Annotated in this window: 24 protein-coding genes, 1 tRNA gene and 2 pseudogenes; 10 read left to right on the top strand and 17 right to left on the bottom strand. The window is 51.9% G+C overall.

The window, feature by feature from the left end; all coding sequences use genetic code 11:
* The first annotated feature begins 106 nt into the window (after nt 1–106).
* The 4 genes and pseudogenes from tnpA to ACVBDQ_RS10810 all read left to right on the top strand — a co-directional run bounded on the left by tnpA (nt 107) and on the right by ACVBDQ_RS10810 (nt 2,650).
* Nucleotides 107–504 (top strand): annotated as a pseudogene (gene tnpA, locus ACVBDQ_RS10825) (IS200/IS605 family transposase).
* Between the two features lie 4 nt (nt 505–508).
* Nucleotides 509–1,564, top strand: a complete 1,056-nt coding sequence (locus ACVBDQ_RS10820; RefSeq protein ID WP_011231593.1) for an RNA-guided endonuclease TnpB family protein — start codon at nt 509–511, stop codon at nt 1,562–1,564.
* Between the two features lie 107 nt (nt 1,565–1,671).
* Nucleotides 1,672–2,022 carry a hypothetical protein gene (locus ACVBDQ_RS10815; RefSeq protein WP_011231594.1) on the top strand — a complete coding sequence of 117 codons (351 nt, stop codon included), beginning with the start codon at nt 1,672–1,674 and terminating at the stop codon, nt 2,020–2,022.
* 151 nt (nt 2,023–2,173) lie between these two features.
* Nucleotides 2,174–2,650 carry a CBO0543 family protein gene (locus ACVBDQ_RS10810; protein WP_014196141.1) on the top strand — a complete coding sequence of 159 codons (477 nt, stop codon included), beginning with the start codon at nt 2,174–2,176 and terminating at the stop codon, nt 2,648–2,650.
* A 183-nt stretch (nt 2,651–2,833) separates the two neighbouring features.
* Here ACVBDQ_RS10810 and ACVBDQ_RS10805 read toward each other — a convergent pair whose 3' ends face one another.
* The 5 genes from ACVBDQ_RS10805 to ACVBDQ_RS10785 all read right to left on the bottom strand — a co-directional run bounded on the left by ACVBDQ_RS10805 (nt 2,834) and on the right by ACVBDQ_RS10785 (nt 8,161).
* Nucleotides 2,834–3,805: a sugar phosphate isomerase/epimerase family protein gene (locus ACVBDQ_RS10805; RefSeq protein WP_033017215.1), complete on the bottom strand. Its 972-nt coding sequence runs from the start codon at nt 3,803–3,805 to the stop codon at nt 2,834–2,836.
* 103 nt (nt 3,806–3,908) lie between these two features.
* Complete coding sequence (locus ACVBDQ_RS10800) at nt 3,909–5,063, bottom strand: Gfo/Idh/MocA family protein (protein ID WP_446663216.1); 1,155 nt, start codon at nt 5,061–5,063, stop codon at nt 3,909–3,911.
* Complete coding sequence (locus tag ACVBDQ_RS10795) at nt 5,060–5,809, bottom strand: ThuA domain-containing protein (protein ID WP_011231598.1); 750 nt, start codon at nt 5,807–5,809, stop codon at nt 5,060–5,062. The genes ACVBDQ_RS10800 and ACVBDQ_RS10795 overlap by 4 nt, the downstream gene beginning before the upstream one ends.
* Nucleotides 5,810–5,927: 118 nt before the next feature.
* A complete protein-coding gene (locus ACVBDQ_RS10790) occupies nt 5,928–7,007 on the bottom strand; it encodes a Gfo/Idh/MocA family protein (protein WP_446663215.1) in 1,080 nt (359 codons plus the stop codon).
* Nucleotides 7,008–7,147: 140 nt separating this feature from the next.
* A complete protein-coding gene (locus ACVBDQ_RS10785; RefSeq protein ID WP_446663214.1) occupies nt 7,148–8,161 on the bottom strand; it encodes a LacI family DNA-binding transcriptional regulator in 1,014 nt (337 codons plus the stop codon).
* Between the two features lie 423 nt (nt 8,162–8,584).
* Here ACVBDQ_RS10785 and ACVBDQ_RS10780 point away from each other — a divergent pair, with 423 nt between their 5' ends.
* The 3 genes from ACVBDQ_RS10780 (at nt 8,585) to iscB (ending at nt 11,440) form a co-directional block, all read left to right on the top strand.
* Nucleotides 8,585–9,481: an Rpn family recombination-promoting nuclease/putative transposase gene (locus ACVBDQ_RS10780; RefSeq protein WP_047818558.1), complete on the top strand. Its 897-nt coding sequence runs from the start codon at nt 8,585–8,587 to the stop codon at nt 9,479–9,481.
* A 30-nt stretch (nt 9,482–9,511) separates the two neighbouring features.
* The gene (locus ACVBDQ_RS10775; RefSeq protein ID WP_047818559.1) at nt 9,512–9,964 is read left to right on the top strand and encodes a GNAT family N-acetyltransferase; all 453 of its coding nucleotides are present in this window, start codon (nt 9,512–9,514) and stop codon (nt 9,962–9,964) included.
* A 222-nt stretch (nt 9,965–10,186) separates the two neighbouring features.
* Entirely contained in the window at nt 10,187–11,440 is a 1,254-nt protein-coding gene (gene iscB, locus ACVBDQ_RS10770; RefSeq protein ID WP_223812651.1) for an RNA-guided endonuclease IscB, read from the top strand.
* Nucleotides 11,441–11,534: 94 nt separating this feature from the next.
* Here iscB and ACVBDQ_RS10765 read toward each other — a convergent pair whose 3' ends face one another.
* The 8 genes and pseudogenes from ACVBDQ_RS10765 to ACVBDQ_RS10730 form a co-directional block, all read right to left on the bottom strand.
* Nucleotides 11,535–12,830 carry an MFS transporter gene (locus ACVBDQ_RS10765; protein ID WP_033012663.1) on the bottom strand — a complete coding sequence of 432 codons (1,296 nt, stop codon included), beginning with the start codon at nt 12,828–12,830 and terminating at the stop codon, nt 11,535–11,537.
* A 134-nt stretch (nt 12,831–12,964) separates the two neighbouring features.
* Nucleotides 12,965–13,418, bottom strand: a pseudogene (locus ACVBDQ_RS10760) (MaoC/PaaZ C-terminal domain-containing protein).
* Between the two features lie 268 nt (nt 13,419–13,686).
* A complete protein-coding gene (locus ACVBDQ_RS10755) occupies nt 13,687–14,514 on the bottom strand; it encodes a carbohydrate ABC transporter permease (protein WP_014196151.1) in 828 nt (275 codons plus the stop codon).
* Nucleotides 14,515–14,527: 13 nt separating this feature from the next.
* Nucleotides 14,528–15,835 (bottom strand): carbohydrate ABC transporter permease, encoded by a 1,308-nt coding sequence (locus tag ACVBDQ_RS10750; RefSeq protein WP_021321806.1) that lies wholly within the window; start codon nt 15,833–15,835, stop codon nt 14,528–14,530.
* Nucleotides 15,836–16,017: 182 nt separating this feature from the next.
* A complete protein-coding gene (locus ACVBDQ_RS10745) occupies nt 16,018–17,334 on the bottom strand; it encodes an ABC transporter substrate-binding protein (protein ID WP_014196153.1) in 1,317 nt (438 codons plus the stop codon).
* A gap of 432 nt (nt 17,335–17,766) precedes the next feature.
* Nucleotides 17,767–18,171, bottom strand: a complete 405-nt coding sequence (locus tag ACVBDQ_RS10740; protein ID WP_014196154.1) for a hypothetical protein — start codon at nt 18,169–18,171, stop codon at nt 17,767–17,769.
* A gap of 13 nt (nt 18,172–18,184) precedes the next feature.
* The gene (gene glsA, locus ACVBDQ_RS10735; protein WP_021321807.1) at nt 18,185–19,111 is read right to left on the bottom strand and encodes a glutaminase A; all 927 of its coding nucleotides are present in this window, start codon (nt 19,109–19,111) and stop codon (nt 18,185–18,187) included.
* Nucleotides 19,112–19,276: 165 nt separating this feature from the next.
* Nucleotides 19,277–19,852 carry a Uma2 family endonuclease gene (locus tag ACVBDQ_RS10730; RefSeq protein WP_014196157.1) on the bottom strand — a complete coding sequence of 192 codons (576 nt, stop codon included), beginning with the start codon at nt 19,850–19,852 and terminating at the stop codon, nt 19,277–19,279.
* Between the two features lie 147 nt (nt 19,853–19,999).
* Here ACVBDQ_RS10730 and ACVBDQ_RS10725 point away from each other — a divergent pair, with 147 nt between their 5' ends.
* Nucleotides 20,000–20,461: a Uma2 family endonuclease gene (locus ACVBDQ_RS10725; protein ID WP_014196158.1), complete on the top strand. Its 462-nt coding sequence runs from the start codon at nt 20,000–20,002 to the stop codon at nt 20,459–20,461.
* Between the two features lie 366 nt (nt 20,462–20,827).
* Nucleotides 20,828–20,901 (top strand) — tRNA-Pro (locus ACVBDQ_RS10720).
* Between the two features lie 92 nt (nt 20,902–20,993).
* Here the strand turns inward: ACVBDQ_RS10720 and bioF are convergent.
* A complete protein-coding gene (gene bioF, locus ACVBDQ_RS10715; RefSeq protein WP_446663213.1) occupies nt 20,994–22,166 on the bottom strand; it encodes an 8-amino-7-oxononanoate synthase in 1,173 nt (390 codons plus the stop codon).
* Between the two features lie 207 nt (nt 22,167–22,373).
* Here bioF and ACVBDQ_RS10710 point away from each other — a divergent pair, with 207 nt between their 5' ends.
* Nucleotides 22,374–22,556, top strand: a complete 183-nt coding sequence (locus ACVBDQ_RS10710) for a small acid-soluble spore protein H (RefSeq protein ID WP_044743730.1) — start codon at nt 22,374–22,376, stop codon at nt 22,554–22,556.
* Here ACVBDQ_RS10710 and ACVBDQ_RS10705 read toward each other — a convergent pair.
* The 3 genes from ACVBDQ_RS10705 to ACVBDQ_RS10695 form a co-directional block, all read right to left on the bottom strand.
* Nucleotides 22,539–22,742, bottom strand: coding sequence for a hypothetical protein (locus tag ACVBDQ_RS10705; protein WP_049624781.1), 204 nt, complete (start codon nt 22,740–22,742; stop codon nt 22,539–22,541). The two genes, ACVBDQ_RS10710 and ACVBDQ_RS10705, sit on opposite strands and share 18 nt — an antisense overlap.
* Nucleotides 22,743–22,834: 92 nt before the next feature.
* Nucleotides 22,835–23,203: a VOC family protein gene (locus ACVBDQ_RS10700; protein WP_096225016.1), complete on the bottom strand. Its 369-nt coding sequence runs from the start codon at nt 23,201–23,203 to the stop codon at nt 22,835–22,837.
* Nucleotides 23,200–23,982, bottom strand: a complete 783-nt coding sequence (locus tag ACVBDQ_RS10695; protein ID WP_446663212.1) for a YhfC family intramembrane metalloprotease — start codon at nt 23,980–23,982, stop codon at nt 23,200–23,202. The genes ACVBDQ_RS10700 and ACVBDQ_RS10695 overlap by 4 nt, the downstream gene beginning before the upstream one ends.
* Between the last annotated feature and the right edge of the window lie 7 nt (nt 23,983–23,989).

Genomic DNA, 23,989 nt, shown 5'->3' with positions numbered 1-23,989 from the left:
ATGAAAGACGGCATTGCTCGGTAATCCCTTAAGAGGATTGCTTAGAGCCACCATCTTTCTCTTTAGATGTTGTAGTATAATCATTAAAACTGATACGATCTATAATATGGAACAAGAATATCGAAGAACGAAAACAACTGTATCGTTGATTTACTATCATTTTGTTTTCTGTCCGCGTTATCGAAGAAAGGTGTTAGTAGGCAGAGTGGAAGAGCGATTCAAGCAGTTAGTAGAGAAATTTGCCAAGAGAATGATGGGGTCATCCTTGCGATGGAAGTGATGCCTGATCGTTGTCGTTTGTTCTTGAATGGCCTCCCTTCTGATTCTCCATCAGATATGATGGCAAGAGTGAAAGGAGTGACTCCCAGACGATTAAGGCAGGAATTTCAATACTTATCTCATTTGCCTAGTCTTTGGACACGCTCTTTCTTCGTTAGTACAGCAGGGAATGGATCAAGCGAAACCATCAAACATTATGTGGAATCTCAAAAGAAAAGGGGGTGAATCCATGCCGACGATCACACTAAGGCTGGAACTGCACAACCCAACGAAAGTCAAACAGGAAATGTATGAACGGATGACAGAAGTGAATACAGAGTTTGCGAATTGGCTGTTGGATCATCCAGAACTGAATCAAGCGACGAGCAAAATTTTTAAAGAGTTTTCGTCGCAGCGGTTTCCTTCCGCCGTCGTGAATCAAACGATTCGAGAAGTGAAGTCCCAAAAGAAAAACCAGAAAACAAAGAAGTTTCGAACATTCTGGTGTTGCTTTAACAATCAAAACGTGAAGGTGGAAAAGAAAGGAGCGTTCTACACGGTTTCCTTCCCTACACTGGAGAAGCGAATTGGCGTGCCGGTCGTCACGCACCCCTATCAAGAAGCATGGCTGAATCGGCTGCTTAACGGAACCGCCAAACAAGGGGCCGCCAAGCTCTACAAAAAGAGAAAGAAATGGTGCTTGGCTGTTGCGATCACAGTTGAAGTCCAACAACGGGAAGAAACGAAGGTAATGGGCGTTGATTTGGGACTTCGTTATATCGCTGTGGCCAGCGTGGGAACGAAATCGTTGTTTTTCAAAGGGAGCCAATGCGCCTTCATTCGCCGACGATATGCGGCTTTGCGGCGAACGTTGGGCAAAGCGAAGAAGCTCCATATGATTCGCAAAATCGGCCGCAAAGAGTCCCGCTGGATGAAGGACCAAAATCACAAAATCAGCCGTCAAATCGTCAACTTTGCGCTCGCCAACGGTGTTGGCGTGATTCGGATGGAAGATTTGACGGGCATTCGGAAACGGGCGGCATCGCCCAAAGAAGCGGGGCGAAGCCTTCATGCTTGGGCGTTTCATCAACTGCAAACGATGATCGCCTATAAAGCGGAAATGGCGGGCATTCGGGTCGAGTGGGTGAAGCCGACCTACACGAGCCAAACGTGTAAATGTGGTTATCGAGAGAAAGCGAACCGAAACGGCATCCGCTTCCGATGTCAAAAGTGCGGATACACCATCCACGCCGACTTAAATGGCGCCATCAACATCGCCAAAGCGATTTCGGGCTTCGCCGCCTAACCTAGCGCACTGGTCACAGGTGCGCCGCCCATCGGGGTACATTCTAACCCGATGGGACGGGGTGATGACACACCCCTGAACTTGGGCGTGGTCCGAACCAGAAATGGATGAGGACGCGAACGACCCAAGAATCCCATGGCTTTAGCCGTGCGGAGTGTCAAGAAGCCATCAATTCCGCGCGCCCGAAAATGGCGCCGATCCGCCAAGACCGGGCTTGGGGGTATGTATGGAAGACCGTGAACGGCGAGCGGGTGAAGTTTTGGATCGATTTCCAGCGCGGACAGTATCTCTATTTTGAATATGGACGAAAATGGTATCGAGTGAAGTATTTGCAGGCGAACGGGCGGAAATCAGGCGAAGACATATTGAACGGGGCGATGATCGATTTGACGGTGGATGGGCATCGGCTACTGTTCATGAAAGGGCGCATCGGCCGTGAGACGGCGCACGCGATGTAAACGGGGGCTGCGCCTTGGGTGCCCTGCATGAATCGGTCCACAGCCGCGCTTGCGCCCATGCCTGATCAAACGCCCGGTGGATCTATGACATTCTGATCGGCCGCACAGCACAGGCTGGACAACAGAACCCCTGACAGGAGAGGATGAAGACATGGATCGAATCCACTTATGGGTGTTGCTGGCGCTGGGCCTCATCCTATTGGTTTTCAGCTTGCGCAAACCGCCCATTAAAGACGTGATTCTCGTGTTTTTATTGAAAGCTTATTTTTCCACCTTTTTCGGTGTCATTGTGGTCGAAAAGCATTTGCTCGACTATCCCGTGAGGTTTTTGGGGCAATACTTCGACACGAGCATCTTGTTTGAATACTTTCTGTATCCGATCATGTGCGTGTATTTTTATCGAACGTCGTACCATTCGAGCTTTTTCGGCATTGTCGGACAATGCGCCTTGTATACAGCCGCTTTGACGTTCATAGAAGTTCTTTATGAAAAGTATACAAATTTGATCACGTACCATACGTGGACATGGATGCATTCGTTTGTCACGATCTTTCTTCTGTCGTTTTCCGTTCGGATGCTGATGAAGCTGATCAACCGCTGGGAAGAGTCCGTCCGCTGGCGTTCATGACCGCTTCGTCACAGAAGCGCCCGAACGGACAAGAGACAACGTTGGCTTTCCAAAAGAAACTGTTTGCGGCCGAACGAATGTCCGCATGAAGCCCCTATGTCGAAAACGTGAGATCTCTTGGCGGCAGATGTCAAAGCAAGCATACAGGCGGCAAAGAGCCCCTAGCTCCTTGCCGCCTTCTTTTTACGCCCACCACATCTCCGGCAGTTCTTCTTTGAACAACACCTTTTTCAAGAGGGCGACGGCCTTTGACAGCCCTTCATCGATCGAAGCGAGCATGTCTTCATGTTCGATCGACAGCACGTAGTCGTAGCCGACGGCGCGCAGGGCGCTGACGATGTCGCGCCACATTTTTTCGCTTTGCCCGTAGCCGACGGTGCGGAACACCCATGAGCGGTCGAGGATTTGGCTGTAATGTTTCGTGTCGAGCACGCCGTTTTTGCGGATGTTCGCTTCGTCTAGGTACGTGTCTTTCGCATGGACATGGAAAATCGCTTTTTCGCGGCCGAGCAGTTTGATCGCCTCAACCGGGTCGATGCCTTGCCAAAGCAGGTGGCTCGGGTCGAAGTTGGCGCCGATCGCGTCGCCGACATGTTCGCGCAGTTTGAGGAGCGTTTCCGGGTTGTAGACGACAAAACCTGGATGCATTTCAAAGGCGATTTGCGTGATGCCGTGCTCCTTGGCGAACGCGGCTTCTTCGCGCCAGTACGGAATGACGACTTCTTCCCATTGCCATTTTAAAATTTCCAAGTAATCCGGCGGCCAGGAGCATGTGACCCAGTTCGGGTATTTGGCGCCGGGATGGTCGCCCGGGCAGCCGGAGAAGGCGTTGATGACCGGGACTTCGAGCTGCTCGGCGAGCCTGACCGTTTTCCGCCACGTGTCATGTGACTGTTTCGCGAACGTTTTGTCCGGATGAAGCGGGTTGCCATGGCAGCTTAACGCGCTGATGACGAGACCGCGGTCGGCGACAGCTTTTTTCAGCGCTTTGATGTTTTCCGGCTGATCCAACAGCGCGTCGGGATCGCAATGGGCGCTGCCCGGGTAATTGCCGGTGCCAAGCTCAACGGCTTCGATGCCCATGGCGGCGACTTTGTCGAGCATTTCCTCAAACGGCAGCTGCTGATACAAGACGGTGAATACGCCTACTTTCATTTTGTCATTCTCCCCCTTTTGACGGCGCGCAACGGCCGGACGGCCGCCGCGCCGCGCTGTTGTTGCTTCTCGTCGGACGAGCGGATCGAACGAACTCCCACGCTTATTCCGCCACCCGCACCCATTGTTTCGTGCGATGACTTTCCAAAATGGCGTCGACGATCCTCATCGTATGGTGGCCGTCGGCGATCGTCGCAAACGGCAGTTCCCCAAGCGCCTCGCCGCATTGTTTCCGGATGATGGCGCCATAAAAATCACGGAACAAATTTTTCAGCCCGTCCGGCCAGCCTTCTTCATGGCCGCCCGGGTAATGGGCGTAAGCGGCGGCTGGCGGCGACAAAAGCGCCGGGTCGCGGACGATTTCTTCGTTCGGGCCGCTGCGGCGCCCGACCCAGAGGCGGTTCGGGTGCTCTTGGTCCCAAGCGAGCGTCATCTCATCGGCGGCGATTTCAAAATAGAGCCGGTTTTTCCGGCCAGCGCTCACTTGCGAAATCGTAAACGCCCCGTGGGTGCCGTCGTCAAAATGGACGAGCACGCTGCCGCCGTCTTCGGTGTCAATCTGGACGGGCTCCGCGTCTTGGCTGCGGCCGGATGTGAACGTGCTCCCTTCCTGCTTCGGCTTGTAGCGGACCGAATGGACGGTGCGCAAGTCGGCAAACACTTCGACGATTTTCTTGCCGAGCACATACTGCACCGTGTCGCACCAGTGCGAACCGATGTCGGCGATGGCGCGCGACGGGCCGTTTTGCGCTGGGTCGAGCCGCCAGTTGTAGTCCGTGTCATACAAGAGCCAGTCTTGCACATAACCGCCGTACACGAAATGAACGCGCTTCGCCTCACGGGCGAGCCGCTCTTTCGCCTCGACAACGATCGGGTAGTGGCGGTAGTTGAAGCAGACCGCGCTAAGGCTTTCGCTTTGTTCAGCGAGCCGCTTCAATTCCGCTGACTGTTCGCTGTCCATGGCGAGCGGCTTTTCCGACAACAAATGTTTTCCCGCCTCAAGCACCGCCTTGTTGATCGGGAAATGGAGGACGTTGCGCGTGCAGTTGTGCACGGCTTCGACGTCCGGGTCGTCCACCAAGGCGCGGTAATCGCCGTACGCTTTCGGAATCCCGAATCGGCGCGCGGCTTCCTCCGCTTTTTCTTGGCTGCTTGAAGCGATGGCGACAATGTTCACGAACGGCAGGCGGCGGAGCGCCTCAATATGGGAAGAAGCGGAAAAGCCCGTGCCGATAATGCCGACATTGATCGGTTTCACTGCGTCACTCCTCCTTGTTTCGCTTTGATCGGCTCAAGCGGCTTGACATTGCCAAAGACGATTTCCCCGCGGTTGACCGGCGCGGCCCAGCGGACGGCGTTGGCGATCACTTTCAGCACATCCGGGTGATGGTACGTCGGGTACGTTTCATGGCCGGGGCGGAAGTAGAAAATTTTCCCTTTCCCGCGCGTAAACGTGCAACCGCTGCGGAACACTTCTCCGCCTTCAAACCAGCTGATGAAAATCGTTTCGTCCGGCTCTGGGATGTCGAAAAACTCGCCGTACATTTCTTCCTGCTCAAGCTCGATGTACGGTCCGATTCCTTCCACGATCGGATGGCCCGGGGCGACGACCCAGAGACGCTCTTTTTCATCGGCTTCGCGCCATTTCAAATTGCATGTCGTCCCCATCAGCTTTTTGAAAATTTTCGAGAAATGGCCGGAATGAAGGACAATGAGCCCCATTCCTTCCAGCACGCGGCGGTGGACGCGTTCGACAACCTCATCTTTCACTTCATCATGGGCGATATGCCCCCACCAGACGAGGACGTCGCACCGGTCGAGCACCTCGTCGGTCAAGCCGTGCTCCGGTTCGTCCAAGACAGCGGTCGCGGCGTCAAACCCTGCTTCGGCTAGGTAGTTCGCGATGACGGTATGCATTCCTTCCGGATAAATCGCTCTTACCTGTTCATCTTTCTTTTCATGGCGAAATTCGTTCCAGACGACAACGCGGATGGGTGTGGTCATTCATGAATCCCCCTTGGTTCTTTCGGCCTGCCTGTATGCGGCTAGGCCGAGTGTTTTTTGGAATGTTTCCCCATGTTCGCGACTCGTTGGGACGCCAGTGCGATTCATGGAGCGTTTCTCACCATTCGATGCGAACTTGCCGCCCTTGTTCGGACGACTCGTAAATCGCTTCCAACACTTTAGCGATCATAAGCCCTTGTTCCGCCGTGCAAAGCGGTGCCGTCTCCTCCGTGATGCTCGTGACAAAGTGGTCAAGGAGCGCCACCCGTTCGCCCTGGTCCTCAAAATGGAGCGTGACATCGGCCGGAACGCCGTGTTCGTTGCGGAACCATTTCACTTCCTGGCGCTTGCCGGCGATATTCCACTCCCAGCGCACGCCGCCTTCCGTGCCAAGAAATTCGACATATGCCCGCTCTTCTTCAATGTGCGACGCCCAGCTCGTCTCCAGCAGCACCGTCGCGTCGTTTTCGAGCTGGATGAACGCCGCGGCGAAATCTTCGACCGTATAGGCGGCATCAGGCGAAAACGTCGTTCCCGGCCATGCCCCTTGGCGACGCGGGCCGAACTTCGCGTACGTTTTCCCCGTCACCGCGACCGGGTTCGGGTTCCCGAGCAGCCAAAGCGTCACATCGAGCATATGGACGCCCAAATCGATGAGCGGACCGCCGCCGGAGCGTTCGCGGTCAAAAAACCATGCCCCCCATGCGGGAATGCCGCGGCGGCGCACCCAGCCCGTTTTCGCGTAATAAATCTCACCGAACGCACCGGATTGGATTCGCTCATGCAGCCATTGCGCCGCTTGGCGGAAGCGGTTGTTCAACGACACCATAAACTGTTTTCCCGACTCATCACGGGCGCGGATGATGGCGTCGGCCTCTTCCGCTTTCGTCACCATCGGCTTTTCGCAAAGCACGTGTTTCCCGGCCCGCAAGCTGTCGACCGCCACTTGGGCGTGCAAAAAATTCGGCACGGTAATGATGACGGCATCGACATCTGGTGAGGCGAGCAGTTCCTTGTAGTCGCGATACACTTCACGGATGCCGTACGTTTTCGCTTTCTCCGCGGCCGCTTGTTCATTGACGTCGCAAATCGCCTGCAAGACGACGCGCTCGGGCAGGGTGAGCGCCGCCTTGATATGTTCTTTGGAAATGCCTCCAGCTCCAATCAAGCCGAGGCGGATTGGAAGTGTGTTTCCCATGTCCTTTTCCCCCTTGCGCTCATTTGTTTTCTCTGTCCCATATGCTCCACCGATTCGCCGTCCGTTTTCTAAGTGATGTAATCGATTACATCACCGTGCAAAAAAATCCGCCCGTTCCCCGCACCGGACAGAGAGCGCTGTCAGCCCCTTTGCCCAGAGCGCTCTCCTCCACACGAATCGCGAATGACGAGCCGATCGGGAAGAACAAGCTGACGCCGCCGCGCGCTCGTTCCTTCAATGAGCGCAAGCAGCAATTCCATCGCTTTTTGCCCGATCTCAAACATCGGCTGGGCGATCGTCGTGAGGCTCGGTTCAAAAATCGAGGCCATTTGAATGTCGTCAAATCCGACAACGGCGACATCGTCGGGAACGCGTCCGCCTCGATGGCGAACCGCTTTGATCGCCCCAATCGCCATCTCATCGTTGGCGGCAAAAATCGCTGTCGGCGGCTTCTCAAGAGCGAGCAGCTTCAGCGTCAAATTATATCCGGACTCATAGGTAAAATCGCCTTCCTGCACGAGCGCAGCGTCCGCCTCAAGCTCATGCTGGGCCAGCGCCTGTTGGTAGCCGCGCAGCCGATCGCGGCTTAAAATGATGTTCATCGGCCCGGACAGGTGGGCGATGCGGCGATGGCCGAGGCGGATCAAGTGTTCTGTCGCTTTGCGGGCGCTGCTGATATTGTCAATGGACACGGTCGGGATATCCGTCCCTTCGAGATACTCGCACGCCAAGACGATCGGAAACTGGCGCGCCATCTCTTCCATCAGCTCTTTGCGGATGCGGGCGGTCAAAAAAATCATCCCGTCGACTTGCCGCTGCGGCAATACGTTCAAATATTGCTCCTCAAGCCGGGCATCGTTTTGCGTATCGCCAAGCAGCACTTGATAGCCGTGCTTGAGGGCGACCGCTTCAATGCCGCGCAGCACTTTCGAGAAAAATGGGTTCGTAATATCGGGCACGACGACGAGCACCGTCTCGGTCTCCATCCGCCGCAAATACCGGCCGAGCACGTTCGGCTGGTAGTTCAGCGCTTCAATGGCTTCAAGCACGCGCTGCCTTGTCTCTTCGGTGACATTGCCCGTGTTGCGCAACACGCGCGACACGGTCGCCGTCGATACGTTCGCCCGTTTCGCCACGTCTTTTATGCTTGCCATTGGTCGTAGTCCTCTCGCTTATGTAATCGATTACATCACCATCGTATCGGAAAGACAGGACGGTTGTCAAGCGTTGTTTTTTCTATCCGTCTTAGACATGGGTTGCTCCTTTCTCATCGGCGAAAAAGATCATCTCCCATCACGAAAGCTTCTGCGAAAGCGTAATCATGAGATGAATCGATGCTTCCGACCTCCAACCACAGGTAGGCATTGTCCAAGACTAGCGCACCCCCGCTCTTTCGACAAGAGCAAACCGTTCAGGGACATTTGTGGTGTTGGCAGGCCAATGCATGTATGACGCGAAGTCAATACAATACAAAACAGAAATTTTTCCTAGTGATCCAATTTTTATTTTCTATGCAGGATTTTTTCTTCTGCTCACGAATCAGTTGATAATGTAACATTTCAAAGCGAGGTGATCGAATGGCCATTGACCATGACCGATTGTTCAAAGAGCTGATTCAAACGTTCTTCGAAGAGTTTCTCCTTCTCTTTTTCCCCGACATGCACGAACACATTGATTTCCGCCATTTGTCCTTCCTGTCCGAAGAACTGTTCACTGATGTCACGGCAGGTGAAAAATACCGCGTCGATCTATTGGTCGAGACGAAGCTGAAAGGGGAAAATGGGCTGATCATCGTTCATGTGGAGAATCAAAGCTACGTGCAGCCATCGTTTCCAGAGCGCATGTTTATCTATTTCAGCCGTCTGTTTGAAAAATACCGCACCCGCATCGTTCCGATCGCCGTCTTCAGCTATGAGGCCCTTCGCGAGGAACCATCCGTGTTCTCAATCGAGTTTCCCTTTGGCGACGTGCTGCAGTTTCGCTTTTTCCCCGTAGAGCTGCGCAAGAAACATTGGAGAGACTACATCCGGCATGACAATCCGATCGCAGCTGCCCTCCTTGGCAAAATGGGGTATACTGAAAGTGAGAAAGTCGAGTTGAAAAAAGAGTGTTTGCGCATGTTGGCGAGATTGGAGCTGGATAAAGCGAGGCAGCGGCTCTTGTTGGGCTTTTTTGAAACGTATGTGAAGCTGTCGGAGGAGGAAGAGCAACAACTGCAAAGAGAGGTGAAGGCGATGGAAACGAAAGAAAGAGAAAAAGTGTTGGAGCTGATCATTTCCTATGAGCAAAAGGGAAGGAAAGAGGGATTGGAAGAAGGAATGAAACGCGGGATTGAACAAGGGATCAAGCAAGGAATGAAACAAGGAATGAAGCAACTGATCCGCAACATGGCGCGCAAAGGAATGACGGAGAAAGACATTGCTCAGTTGGTGGATCTTCCAGTGGAAGATGTTCGGGCATTGCTTGAAGAATAGGAAAATAAATAGTGATGTGAGGAGAACTCCATGGAAATTAGAAAACCAAACGATTCGGAATACAAAACGATTTTATCACTCACACCACAAGCATTATTCGAAGGCACATTAGGCGAAGCAAAACCGTCAGAGGAAAAAGTCAAACAACTGATTGAGCCATTATTGCAGAAAGGGAGCTATTATTTGATCGCAACGGAAGGCAATCATCTCATGGGTTGGATTTTAATCGGAGCAAGCCAAGACCCGCTCACTGAGAAAATATATGGATTTATCTACGAATTGTTTGTGTTAGAAGAATTTAGGGGAAAGGGAATGGCAAGGAAATTAATAGAAGCTGGCATCGAACATCTTAAACAGGATGGATATTCAGAGATTCGTTTACGTGTATATGCAGGAAATCAAGCGATGAAACTGTATGAAACATTCGGATTCAAGCAGAAAACCATTATCATGAGCGTCAACTACCCACCACTTAAAGCCTAACGGCTTTTGAAGTGGGGGCTTGGCAAGCCCTAGTTGACTACCCTCAGCCATTCAATGGCTACGTTGGAAGGGTCATGACACTTACGGATGCTCCTCCAGTCCGTAACCCTGTCGCAGATGGTTAAAAGCTCTGATGGGTAGGAGCGGTGCTGTCTGCCGAACAAGCCCTTCCAACATTGGGGAGGAGGAACTCACTCCTGAAAGGAGGTACACGTCTTGTTCGTGTACATTATCAATAAGCATGGAAAACCACTCATGCCATGCTCACCAAGGAAAGCAAGACTTTTGCTAAAACAGAAGAAAGCAAAAGTAGTAAGAAGGACACCTTTTACCATCCAGCTTTTATATGGTAGCAGTGGTTACAAACAACCCGTGTCATTGGGTGTTGACATGGGGACACGACATGTAGGAATTTCTGCAACAACAAAGAAAGATGTGCTGTTTGAAGCGGAAGCGCAACTTCGAACAGATATTGTGGAATTACTTGCTATACGGAGACAGTTCCGTAGAAGTCGAAGAAACAGAAAGACTCGCTACCGAGAAGCCAGATTTCTTAACAGAAGAAAACCAGAGGGATGGTTACCACCATCTATTCAACACAAAATCAACTCGCATATAAAGTTGATTGACTTAGTTCACAATATTCTCCCTGTCACATCTGTCACTATTGAGGTAGCAGCATTCGATACACAGAAATTAAAAAACCTAAATATCCGAGGGGTGGAATATCAACAAGGAGAACAAATGGGGTTTTGGAATGTTAGAGAGTATGTTCTATACAGAGACAATCATACTTGTCAATATTGCAAAGGAAAAAAGAAAGACCCTGTTCTCCAAGTGCATCATATTGAAAGTCGAAAGACAGGAGGTGATTCACCAGATAATCTGATCACTCTATGCAAAACATGCCACCATGAAATTCACGAAAAAGGGCTTGAGCATATATTTCAACGCAAACGACCGCCTATGAGGGATGCTAGTCAGATGACCGCCATGCGATGGGCAATGTTTAGTAGGATAAGAGAAAAATACTCGCATGCAAATATCACATACGGGTATATCACCAAATGTATTCGCATTGCTAATGGACTGTCTAAATCTCATATGGTGGATGCTCGTTGTATTAGTGGAAATCCACTAGCCAAGCCAAGTGGCACGGTTTATCTTCTAAAATTCGTTCGAAAAAACAACCGTCAATTGCATAAAGCAACCATCTTAAAAGGCGGAAAACGAAAATCAAACAAAGCTCCACGATTTGTCAAAGGGTTTCAACTGTTTGACAAGGTGGTATACGAAAGGAAAGAATGTTTTATATTTGGCAGAAGAAGCAGTGGTTATTTTGACCTTCGGCTGTTAGATGGCACAAAAGTGCATGCTTCAGCAAGCTGGAAAAAGTTAAAAAGAGTTGAGCATGCTAGTACATTGTTAATTGAAAGGAGGAAGGGCGATTCCTCCCCGACTTTCGCTCTCGCTTAGAAGTCGGGGTCTCCTCGCCAAAGAAGATGAACGTTTAAAGAGGCGCCTTTGCCCGAACGCAAAGGCGCCCATAATGGAGTTCAGTCCGATTAATCTAATCAATCGCCTGACGCGCGCGGTCTTGAAGCATTTTCACCCCAGCGAGTGAAATCAAGCCCATGACGACGATATAGAAGGAGATGGCCGTGGCGCTGCCGTATTTGTGCAAAAGCCATGTGCTCACGAGCGGCGCTGGGCCGCCGGCGATGATCGATGCCAACTGGTAGCCGAGCGAAGCGCCGCTGTAGCGCAAGCGCGTCGGGAAGTTTTCCGCGATCATGGCCGCCTGCGGGCCATACAGCATGCCGTGGAACACCATGGCGATGATCGTCGCCAACATGATCAGACCTACGCTTTTTGTGTTGACGAGCCAATAGTACGGAAACGCCCAAAGCATAAGCAAAATGACTCCTGTCATGTAGACGCGCCGCCGCCCCCATCGGTCGGATAAATGGCCGGAATACACAATGGCAAGTGCATTGATGATGGCAGCGATAATCGTCGCATTGACGAAAATGCTTTTTTCCATGTTCAAAAAGGTCGTCCCATAGCTGACGATAAACGTAACAAAAATATAAAACGATCCGTTTTCGATCACCCGTGCGAGCGCCGACCAAATGATTTCCCGCGGATGTTTGGCCAGCACCTCGCCGACTGGCATCTTGCTTGTTTCTTGTTTTTTCATCGCTTCTTGGAACAGCGGCGATTCGAGCACTTTCAGCCGGATATATAGCCCGACGGCAATCAACAGGAAGCTAAGCAGAAACGGAACACGCCACCCCCACGCATAAAAGCTGTCGCCGCCAGTCGCGAGCATCAATGTCGTCACGAGCGAAGAGGACAACAACCCAAACGGCACGCCCATTTGCGGCAGGGAAGCCATCAGCCCGCGCCGTTTTCCTTCTTCCCACTCCATCGCAATCAAAATAGCGCCGCCCCATTCCCCGCCGACCCCGATGCCTTGAATAAGACGGAGTATAGTTACCAAGACTGCAGCCCATAAGCCGATTTGTTCGTACGTTGGCATCAAGCCGATCAATGCTGTCGCCAGCCCCATCAACAACAAAGTGGCGACCAACGTCGCCTTCCGGCCGATTTTATCGCCGAAATGGCCGAAAATCGCAGCCCCGACCGGCCGGGCAACAAACCCTAAGGCGAACGTTGTAAACGACTGCATAAGCGCTACGTACGGGTCGCTTTGCGGGAAAAAGAGCTGTGGAAACACAAGCGCGGCCATCGTCCCGTAAAGGAAGAAATCGTACCATTCAATCGTCGTGCCGACTACACTGGAAATCGCCGCCCGCTTTTTTTGGCGTTTCAATTCGGCCGCATCCATCGTTGACATCGCCATCGGCAACACTCCTTCCCGTTCATTTGATCTGACAGCAGGAAAAAATCGATCAATAAGGCCCATTTTTTTCAAGAATCATCTTTACCCTTCTTTGAAACCGCTTACAACCGATTCTCGAAACTTCCCATTTGCCGCTAAGCTCTTGCAGAGGCATTTCCTTCCCGCGCAACAAGCACATGCACAACGGCATCGACGACCGTCTCTTCCCGCTGGTTGACGATCCGCTGATGCACCGTGACGAGCCCGGCTTCCTCGCCCCGTTCCGTCAACCGCTTCACTTCCGATTCCACGTAAATCGTATCGCCGATCTTGACGGGACGAACGAAACGGAGTGAATCGATGCCATAAAACGCCAGAACCACTCCCGGCTCCATCATCCACAGCCCCGTCGCCGCCGACAGCGTCAACATCCCATGCGATGCGCTCGCCAAATGGCGTCCGCTTGGCGTATTCCCCATCCATGTGCAGCGGGTAAAAATCTCCGGAAACGCCGGCAAACTGCACAATACCAGCTTCGGTGATCGTTCGCCCGCGCGAACGGTGGCGCTCGCCAAGCGCATACTGTTCAAACGGACGGTCAAATCGCACGCCTTCCCCTCCCCTTGATTGGTGCAAAAAAGAGTAAAAACAAATTCCACCCCCTTTCACGGCTGCCACCGTCCATTTTGTTAATATTCTGAATATTAATCATATCATCTTTGGCCTTTACGCATCCCTCCCCGTTAGCCGTCTGTCATTAACATATGAACGGAGTGGAGCGGATAGAACTGCTCCTCCTCTGTTTCGTGTTTCAAAATGGGCATTACCCCAAAAAACAAAAGGATGCTCGCTTGGCATCCTTTTTCACGTTCGTTCCTTATTCTTTTACCGAGCCGGACGTGAGCCCAGAGACGATGCGGCGCTGGAACAACAGCACCATGATGACGAGCGGGATCGTCACAATCACGGTGGCCGCGGAAATTTCGCCCCACGGGATCGTATACTGGCCTTGGAACATGGCAATGCCGACCGGAACGGTTTTGTATGTTTCCGCTGTGTTGATCGTTAAAGCAAATAAAAATTCGTTCCATGCGGCAATGAAGACGAGAATGGACGTCGTAAACACCCCCGGCACAGCGAGCGGCAAAATAATTTTAAAATACGTCTGCATCGGCGTCGCCCCGTCCATTTTCGCCGCTTCTTCCAAGTCAAACGGAATCTTGCGGAAAAAGGTGACAAGCAGCCAAATCGAGAGCGGCAAGGCAAACGTCGTATACGGAATGATCAATCCCAAGTAGCTGTTCGTCAACCCGAACTTTTTCACAAACATGTAAATCGGAGAAATGGTGGCAATTTGCGGAAACATCGATACAGCCAACACCAAGCCGAGAATGACCGTCTTGCCCTTAAACTCCAAGCGCGCGATCGCATAAGCCGCAAACGCGGCGACAAAGACCGTATACACCGTCGTAATGGTCGCCACGACCGTGCTGTTCCATAAATAGCGCAAAAACGGGTAATTGACAAAGACCGATACATAGGATTTTAAGGTCGGATGGCTCGTCAACCAATCGAACGCTTTGTCGCCAAACAATTCGCTAAGCGGCTTAATGGAACTGAGCAAAACCCATAAAAACGGAAACATCACAAAGAACACAAACAGGGCTAAAAACACGTAAAAGAGCGGACCTGCTTTTTTCGTCATGATCCCACCTCGCTTATCGTTTCACACTCGCGCTGTCAGACAGCAAATCCTTTCCAAGCCACTTAATATAAATCATCGAAATGATGGCTACGCAGAGAAATACAACGACCGCCAGCGCCGACCCCGCGCCGAAATTCGTCTGCGAGAACATGACTTTATACGCTAAAATCGAAATCGTCTCCGTCGAGTTCGCCGGCCCTCCGCCGGTTAAGACGTAAATCAGGTCGAACACGCGGAACGCATCGAGCGTGCGGAACAACAATGCGACTAAAATGCTTGATTTTAACAGAGGTAGCGTGATTTGGGTGAATTGCTGCCATTTGGTAGCCCCGTCGATCGAGGCGGCTTCATACAACGAACTCGGAATCGTTTGCAGCCCGGCCAGCAGCAAAAGCGCCATATAAGGGGTTGTCTTCCATACATCGGCAAAAATGACCGCAAACATCGCCCCCGCTTCCGTCGTCAACAAATCCCCCATCCGGTCGACAAGGCCGACCGTTTCGAAATATTTGGCGACAATGCCGTTTTGTCCATCATATAAAAATTTCCACATCAGCGCCGATACGGCAGTCGGAATCGCCCACGGAATCAAAATCGTCGCCCGCACCACCCCTCGTCCAAAAAAGGCCTTATTGATGAGCAACGCAATTCCGAGCCCTAACACTAGCTCAATGGCGACCGACACCACCGTAAAGAACGTCGTATTCCATAACGCCTTCCATAAGCGCATGTCGCTGAAGCTGTCCTTATAATGCTTGAGGCCGACAAAGTTCGGCTCGATCACGACCCCTTCGAGCCCTTCGGCCAAGCCGACGACTTTATCCGCCTGCTGCAGTTCGCCCGCTTTTTTCATCTCCTTCAGCGCTCGGACGACATCATGAACCGTGTCGGTCAGCCGCTCGGCCGTCTGTTTGTCCAGCTCGGCGATCTTCAGCTCATCGCTTGGCGTCTCGAAATTGTCGAGCACTTCGTTCACTTTGTCATATTGCTTCGCCACTTGATCGTTGGAACGGATCGCCTCGTCCAGTTTCGCGAGTTTTTGTTCGATTTGCGCCAACGTTTGTTTCGTTTGTCCATCCGCAGCCGCCATTTCCTGCTTAAGAGCGCTTTTGAGGAACGGATAGTTTTGTAGATATCCTTCCAGATCGAGGCTGTAACTCCAGTGAATCGACGATTTGGTCGGGTCGTTGAGCCGATAGTCGAACAAGCTGTAATAAAAGGACTGGATGACAGGCCAAATGGCAATCGCCAAAATGAGCAGCATGGCCGGCGCGACAAGCGAATAGCCTAATAGGCGCTCCATTCGCTTTTCATTCCTCATCGCTGTTCTCTCCCTTCTGCTTGGAAAAGGATATTAGCCTTCAGCACCGGGCAGATGGCGGCCTGAAGGCTAATGAACCGAAAATGGTCAAACAAAATTGCGTTCTTTGTTTGGCTGATGGGGCATTGGCCGGCGTTGGCCGGATTCGGATCGGCTGCGGCGCGCCGGCCCAGTCATTCGCCTTACTTATTCAAGGCTGCTTTCATTTCTTTTTCCATATTGGCCACAGCTTGTTCGACCGTCAGCTCCCCGGCCAGCGCTTTGGATACGTTAATTTGGATGATTTCCGAAATTTCCGGGTAGTTCGGGACGACCGGGCGCGGCACAGCGGCGTTCAACGCATTGACAAATCCTTCTTCCGCAAAGAACGGATTGGCTTTTAAGACATCCGGATCTTTAAACAATTCCGGAAGCGTTGGCGCTAAACCGCCATAAATCGCAGAAATTTTTTGCCCCTCCGGCCCCGTCATAAATTTGACAAATTCCCATGCTTCTTTCGGATGTTTCGAATATTTGTTAATGGCGGTCATCCAGCCGCCCAGCGCAGCAGCCGACCCTTTGTCGCCGGCTGGAAGCGGCGCGACGCCGACTTTGCCAACGATTTTCGATTGCTCTTGATCGTTGGCTAAAGCGTACTGGTATGGCCAGTTGCGGATAAACGGCGACTGCCCTTCAATGAACGCGGTATGGGATTCCGGTTCCATAAACGTTGTCACGTTGCTCGGCACGACATCCGATTGAACGATTTCGACCATTTTTTTCAAACCTTTAATAGCTTCGGGACTGTTGACGACGACGTTGCCGTTTTCGTCGACAATTTTCCCTCCATACGAAGCGATAAATTCTACCGCGTTGCAGACGAGCCCCTCATACTGCTTGGCCTGCATCAAATAACCGAACTTCGTGCCGCCTTTTCCTTTCAGCTCTTTTGCCGTCTTTAACAATTCATCCCATGTTTTCGGCACTTTCTCCTCAGGCACGAGGTCGGTGCGATAAAACAGCATACCGGTGTCAATAAATTTCGGCATTGCCCATTGCTTGCCATTAAAGTTGCCGGCCGCAAGCGCCCCTTGGTTGTATTTGCTGAGGTCAATGCCGTCTTTCTCAATAAAACGGTCGAGCGGCAGCGTATAACCCGCTTGTGCAAACTCCGCCGGCCAAATGACGTCAAGATCCATGACATCGATTTCCGATGACTGCGCATTTAACATCGTAACGTAAGCATCATGCTGCTTCCCGGTGTCAGCCGGCATTTCACGAAATTCAACATTGATGTTCGGATGCGCTTTTTCGAACGCTTCGATGATTTTTTCGGTCGCTTTCGTCGAATCTTGGCCGCGGGCATAGACAATTTTCACTTTTTCCGACTCGCCCGTGTTTCCTGCTTCTTTTTTGCTGTCTTGGCCCGTCTGGCTCTCGCTTTGGCCGCCGGAGCATGCCGCGAGCCCCATCGTAAGCGCTAACAAAACAGCCGATGTTTTGAGTGTCTTTTTCACCATGATTCTCCCCCTTTAAATTTTGGATTTGTCAAACACCGCATGGCATCGCGTATAGTGGTTGCTTCGACTGCCCCAATCACCTCCTGGACATGACATCCATTGACTTTTGACTTGGCATCCCCCACTGCTTGTCTATACACATTCTTTGTAATCGATTACATACAAAACGATGAACACCCTCATGTCCGCTTTTTTCTTGCTTTCCTCTCGAAGCTGAAAACGTGCAGTGTTCCCATGCTTCCCTGTTCAACCAAAGCAACCTGTCTAGGCCGTCGGTCACCCTGCCCGCTTTGCCAGCTTCTTTTTGCACCTTGGTTATGTAATCGATTACAAAATCATCTTACATTGCCGAAAAATCGTTCGTCAAGTCCCTAAATGCTTTTTTTGCTTTATAAACAAAGAACCCCAAGCAAACTCGCTTGGGATGTTCCTTCACACCTCCACCGTCTTCCCTTCCTCGACGATATGATAAAGCAAATGCGCCAGGTGGTGGATCGGTCCGTATTCCTCTTCGCCGTCTTCCGTCATTTCTTCTTCGTCGGCGAATTCAAGGTCGTTTAAGTAAAGCGCCATAAATTCGTAAAAGTCTTTCAGCTCAAAGCTGTAGCACGCGCTCGGGTCTTCGCTGTCTTCTTCGTATTGAAGCATTAAATACGATACCTTGCCTTCGTTGTCCTCGGCGTCAAAAAAGACGAAATAGCCGATATTCGTGTCAAGGTCAAACAGATGCCGCGTCCCGCCTTCGGTCGCCTTGTCAAAATCCTCTTGGCTCAACTTGCCGACGTTCATCGCTTCGACGTCGTCTTCGCGGTGAAACTGGACCGTAAATGTTTTCATCGTGATTTCCTCCTTAGAAAATGCTTAATGAATACGTTTTTGACAGCCGCTCGAGCAGTTTCACCCCGGTCAAGCTGTTCCCTTTATCATCGAGAGCCGGGCCGAAAACGCCGATGCCGCACCGCCCGGGCACGGCAGCGAGAATGCCGCCCGAGACGCCGCTTTTCGCCGGAATGCCGACTTTGATGGCAAATTCACCTGATGAGTTGTACATGCCGCACGTGACCATGAACGTTTTGCAAATGCGGGCGACATCAAGCGGCATGAGCGGCTCACTCGAATGCGGATCGCGTCCATCAAGCGCGAGCACCAAGCCGATGCGCGCCAAGTCGATGCACGTCATCTCAATGGCGCACTGTTTCGTGTACAATTCCATCAGCTCTTCGACATCTTCATCAATGATACGATGCTGCTTGAGAAAATAGCAAAGCGAACGGTTCAAAAACGCGGTTTCAAATTCGGAGCGGGCCACTTCGTCGGAGTACGAAATGCATTCGTTGCCAGCGAGACGGCGGACGAACGCTAACAGCCGTTCCAGCCGTTCGGACACCGAGCTGCCTTGAATCATCGACGTGACGACAAGCGCGCCGGCGTTAATCATCGGATTCAGCGGCTTGGCAGGCTTTTCCTCTAATTTGGCAATGGAATGGAACGGATAATCCGTCGGCTCCATGCCGACTTTATGGAACACCTCATCCTCGCCCCGGTCGATGAGCACAAGGGCGAGCGCAATAATTTTGGAAATGCTTTGCAGCGTCACCTTGACTGTCACATCGCCAGCATCCACGACCCGCCCATCCGGCGTGTAGATCGCAATGGACAGCTCGTTCGGATCGGCCTTGCCCAAGGCGGGGATGTAATCGGCTACTTTTCCGTAGCGGGCGTACTGCTTCGCTTCTTCGACAAAGCGGACCAGTTCTTCTTGGTTGTACACAAGCATCACCGATGGTTAGTATCGCCTATTTTTTCCGTTTCTATGCCCAAACGCTTCAAACAGCTGAGGTTTCCGACGGGGGCGCTTTGCCTCGCCAAGCGGACCGCCGGAAAAACAACTCCTCTTCAAGACGACAGCCTGAACCTGCTGTTTGAACAGCAGCCGTTTTTCTTATTCTTCTTCGGCAAATACGTTTTTCAATTCGATCACAAATCCGGGAAACATGCGAACAGGAATCGTATCATCGCGGACATACATCCCTTGGTGGCGGAATCTCCCTTCTTCGAGCACATAGACATCAATCGTCTCATTCATCGGATCGACAATCCAATATTCTTTCACCCCTGCCCGCTCGTAACGGTGAAATTTGACGATTTTATCCTTGCGCACCGTTGATTTTGAAATAATCTCCACAACGAGATCCGGCACGCCAACAATTCGTTTTTCACGAATTTTGTTTTTGTCGCAGACAACGACAAGATCCGGCTCAACCCATTCGCGAATTTGTTCCGGATCATCTCTCTCCGCCAAACAAACGTCGATCGGAGCGCCAAATACGGTGCATTCTTTCCCCCGCAAATATGTCGCAAATTCCACCAACAATTCACGTTGCACTGCCTGATGTTTCGGCGTCGGAGCGGGAGACATGTTGAAGACTTGGCCGTCAATGACCTCATATCGTACATCTTCGTCGAGCATCATGTATTGCGCATAGGTGAACGGCTGCCCTTTTTCCGGCATCGGCATCAAAACGGCCTCCTTTCCTCTTTTCTTTTTAGTATACTTGAACGCTGCCCGGCAACCTAGCGTTTTCTTTTTTCTCAACAACCTGTTGTAGGCAAGGGAGAACGGTTTCAAGTATAATGAAAAAGAAATGAAAAAGAGGTGAGGAGCATGCAAGAAGCCATCAACATGTCCCCGTCCCCGTCATGGGAACATCAAATCGTTTGCCACAATCTTGTTTCCATGATCAAAGGAAAAAGCCCATGTCAACCGATTTCAAACTTGTCCGTGAAACTCGAAAAGAACGGAAAAGTGATGAACGAGTTTATCCAGCCGGATGTCGCTGTCTATTGCGAACGGCCGGAAAAAATCATCGGCGGCTATAAGGGGCGGCCGCTCATCGTCATCGAAGTTGTCAGCCCGTCAACCTACAAAATTGATGTGACGCTGAAAAAAGATTTGTACTGTGCCTACGGAGTGGAAGAATACTGGATCGCCGACCCATACAACAAAACGATCCGTCAGTGCACACTCGAACATGATCGATACGCCGAGACGATCATCGCCTGCGGAGAAACGTTCGATTCTGTTATCGGAACGATTGACACCGCGCTCGTGTTCCAAGGCGTGTAGAAGACGGGAAAACAATTCTTTTCGGCCTATCGGCGGTTTTTGTGGCGGAAGGCGAGTCGATTTTGCAAAGTTTCTCAACTTAAAAAGAGTCTCTGCTGAACAACTCGTTTCCAATCACGAGTTCTTTAGCGGGACATCTTGCATGCTTTGCCGTATAATCAATGGCGAATTCTCTGTCGCAAAAGCAGGGGCGGGTAGACAGAGGAAGATACGTTCAAAGGAGCATGAAAACAGAAAAAAACAGACTTGTCAGCAACAAGGATGCCGCTAGTCTTTCAACGGCATCCTTTTCCAACTCAACGCAAAATTCGCCATTGATTTTGTCCTGCTTTTCTTGTATAATCGGAAATGTCTCACCATCCATTTCGGGATGTAGCTCAGCTTGGTAGAGCACACGCATGGGGTGCGTGGGGTCGCAGGTTCAAATCCTGTCATCCCGATCGAAGGAAACCAGCCGAAAAAACGTTCGGCTGGTTTTTTGTTTTTCTTCCCCCGCGTTCCATCAGTTCCATCATTATGATGCTGTTTCCTCCTACGAAATCAGTCCAATCCGCTTCCCCGCCAAAGCGATGCAGTCAACGGCCATATCAATGTCTTCTTCCGTCATCGCGGCGGTGATGGAAAAGCGAATGCGCGCTGTCCCCTCAGGGACGGTCGGCGGCCGGATGGCGACGGCCGCGATGCCAGCTTCTTGCAGCTGCTCGCTCATGGCCACGGCCCGGTCGTTCGGACCGACGATCACGGGAACGATCGGCGTCTCGCTGCCGCCTGTGTCAAACCCAAGCCGCTTCAGCTTGGTGCGGAATCTTTCGCTTAGGGCGTGCAGCCGCTCGCGCCGCTTTGGCTCAGCTTGGACAATATGAATGGCAGCCTCATTGGCGGCAAGGACCGATGGCGGCAAGGCGGTTGTAAAAATCAAGCTGCGGGCGCTGTTGATCAAATAGTCGACCAGCCACGGCTCTCCCGTTACATACGCTCCGAAGCTGCCAAGCGCTTTGCTGAAGGTGCCGATGGCGATCACATCCTCTTCCTTCTCAAGCCCGAAATGGTGAAGCAGCCCTTCACCGTTCGGTCCGAACACGCCGCCGCTGTGCGCTTCGTCAACGAGCAAAACGGCACGGTAACGCCGCTTCAACTCAACCAGCTCCTCGAGTGGCGCCATATCGCCGTCCATGCTGAAGACGGCATCGGTGACGATCCATTTCCGCTTCGCGGGCGGAGATTGCTTCAACAATGATTCCAGCTGATCGATGTCATGATGTCGATAGCGGAAACAGGCGGCTTTGCTCAAGCGGATGCCATCAATTAAACTCGCATGGTTCAACTTATCGCTAAAGACAAGATCATCTCGGCCAATTAAAGCTGTCAACACGCCGATGTTGGCCGTGTAGCCGCTGTTGAAAATAAGAGCCGCCTCTGCTTTTTTCCACTGTTTCAACGCGGCTTCCGCCCGCTCATAGAGCGGGTGATTCCCAACGATGAGCCGCGATGCGCCCGCTCCGGCTCCATAGGCCCGCAACGCCTCACAGCCCGCCTCAATCAGCCGCCTATCATCCGCTAACCCTAAATAATTATTGGACGCTAAATTCAACATCGGCTTTCCGTCCAACATGACCGAAGCGCCTGACGCCTCTGCCCGGCGCAGCTGGCGCTTTTGCGCTTTTTGTTCCCATTCGAGCAGTTGGGCGGTTAGTTCGGTTTTCATCCCCATCCCCCCTTATATGTAAACTATTTTTAAAAAATAGTTTACATTAAAACGTGTGAATCGGCTAGGAAAAGATGGTCGGTTTTGTTGATTGATTATTTAGCACATTGTTTTGGAAATTATTCTTTCCGATCTCAGCCACATGCATAGTTCAATCGCACACCTGTCATACTATGCGTGTTATCGGCAAATAAGGAGGTGTTTCAGATGGATGTCCGTCGGGCGCAAGAAATCGCGTCGTCGCCGGTGATGGCAAACGTCACGTACAACGGCCAGCGCATTTACATTGAGCATGTCGATCAGCAAAAAGGCGTAGCCACGATTCACCCGCTTGACAACCCGAATCAAAAACAAAGCGTGCCGGTCGCCAGCTTAGAAGAGCATGCTTAACCGCAAAAAAGCGAGAGAAAGGAATCGCCCTTTCTCCCGCTTTTTGATTGAATCGGCCGTCAGCTCTTCCCGCTCTTTGTAGGCCTCTTGCACCGTTTGTTCCTTCATCGCTGTCCGGCCTGCCGTCCGTGTGTCGGCGGCGCGGGCCGGATGCCCGGCGCGTTGGTTGTCCGGTTTCCGTTTCATCGCCCTCCCCTCCTTCATCCCTAGCATGCCCCGAATGAGACGGGTTTACGATAGCGAAGGGGAAAGCGGCCCTTCTCGCCTCAAGCACGGTTTCACCTGATTTTTTCCAACAGCTCGATCCGATTGCGGAACGGATCGCGAAATGAAAAGCGCTTCACTCCTGGGATCGGTTTTTCGTCTTGCGTCGCGACGCCGTGCTCTTCCAAATAACGGCGCGCCGCTTCCACATCTTCCACTTCGAAAGCGGGGTGGCTTTTGCTGTTGTAGCCGTCGCGGTTTTCTGCCCCGATATGGAGCTCGATATCGCCGACTTTGTACCAAAGTCCACCGTTTCCTTTCAGCGATTCCGGCTTTTCGATTTCTTGAAAACCAAGCACACCGGTGTAAAAGGCGCGCGCTTCGTCTTCGGCGCCAAACGGAATGCAAATTTGCACGTGGTCAAGCCGTTTGACACGAATCATCGTTCCTCTCCCCCCTGTCCGAATGCCGGTTTGATCCGGCGGATGAACGAAACCGCAGCAACCGCCCAAATGAGCAGCACTCCCTCGACCACCCAAATGTTTTTGACCACTTTCGCTTGATAAAGCGCGGGCAAGACGTCCATCGCCGTGTGAAGCAAAATCGCGTACAGGACATAACGGAACTGCCGCTGGCGCACGCCAAGCAAAACGAGGAGCGACAGCGCCGTGTGCACCGCCAAGGCAAACAGCCGCTCCAGACCCCCTAACACGTACATCGCCAACGGCGTGTGCAACACTTGCTCCTTGATCAGCTCCGCCTGTCCTGCCGGAAGCGATGGGGCGATCGTTTTGTCGAACGCTCCGGACTGGATGAGGATGGAAAGCACCATGACGTTGACGGCGCCCAACACCCCGAGCAACACCGCTTCCGCCCCGCCATGGCCAAGGCCGAATGACAGCCCATCGCCATATGCGCGTTTTTGTTTTAACAGCCAGCGAAACCCGACATAGCGGCCAAGTTCTTCAAACACGCCAGCGGCAAGCGCGGCGTACAGGACAAAGAGCCAAACGCTGTCTGTTCCTTTTAACGCTGGCCGGCCCGGTTCGAGCACAGCGATGTGCAGCGCTTTTTCCAATACTTGTGAGAAAACGAGAAACACAACAGCCCCGACGCCGAGCGCTTTCCATGAAAGCCATCCTTTTTTTCTCCCGTACCATGCGAGACCAACTGGAACAAACAATGAAATGGCAAGCTGTACAGCCGCACCGATCATTCCCACGTCCCTC

It is taken from the genome of Geobacillus sp. CCR (assembly GCF_052906625.1).
This window is presented reverse-complemented; position numbering and strand designations above follow the sequence as displayed.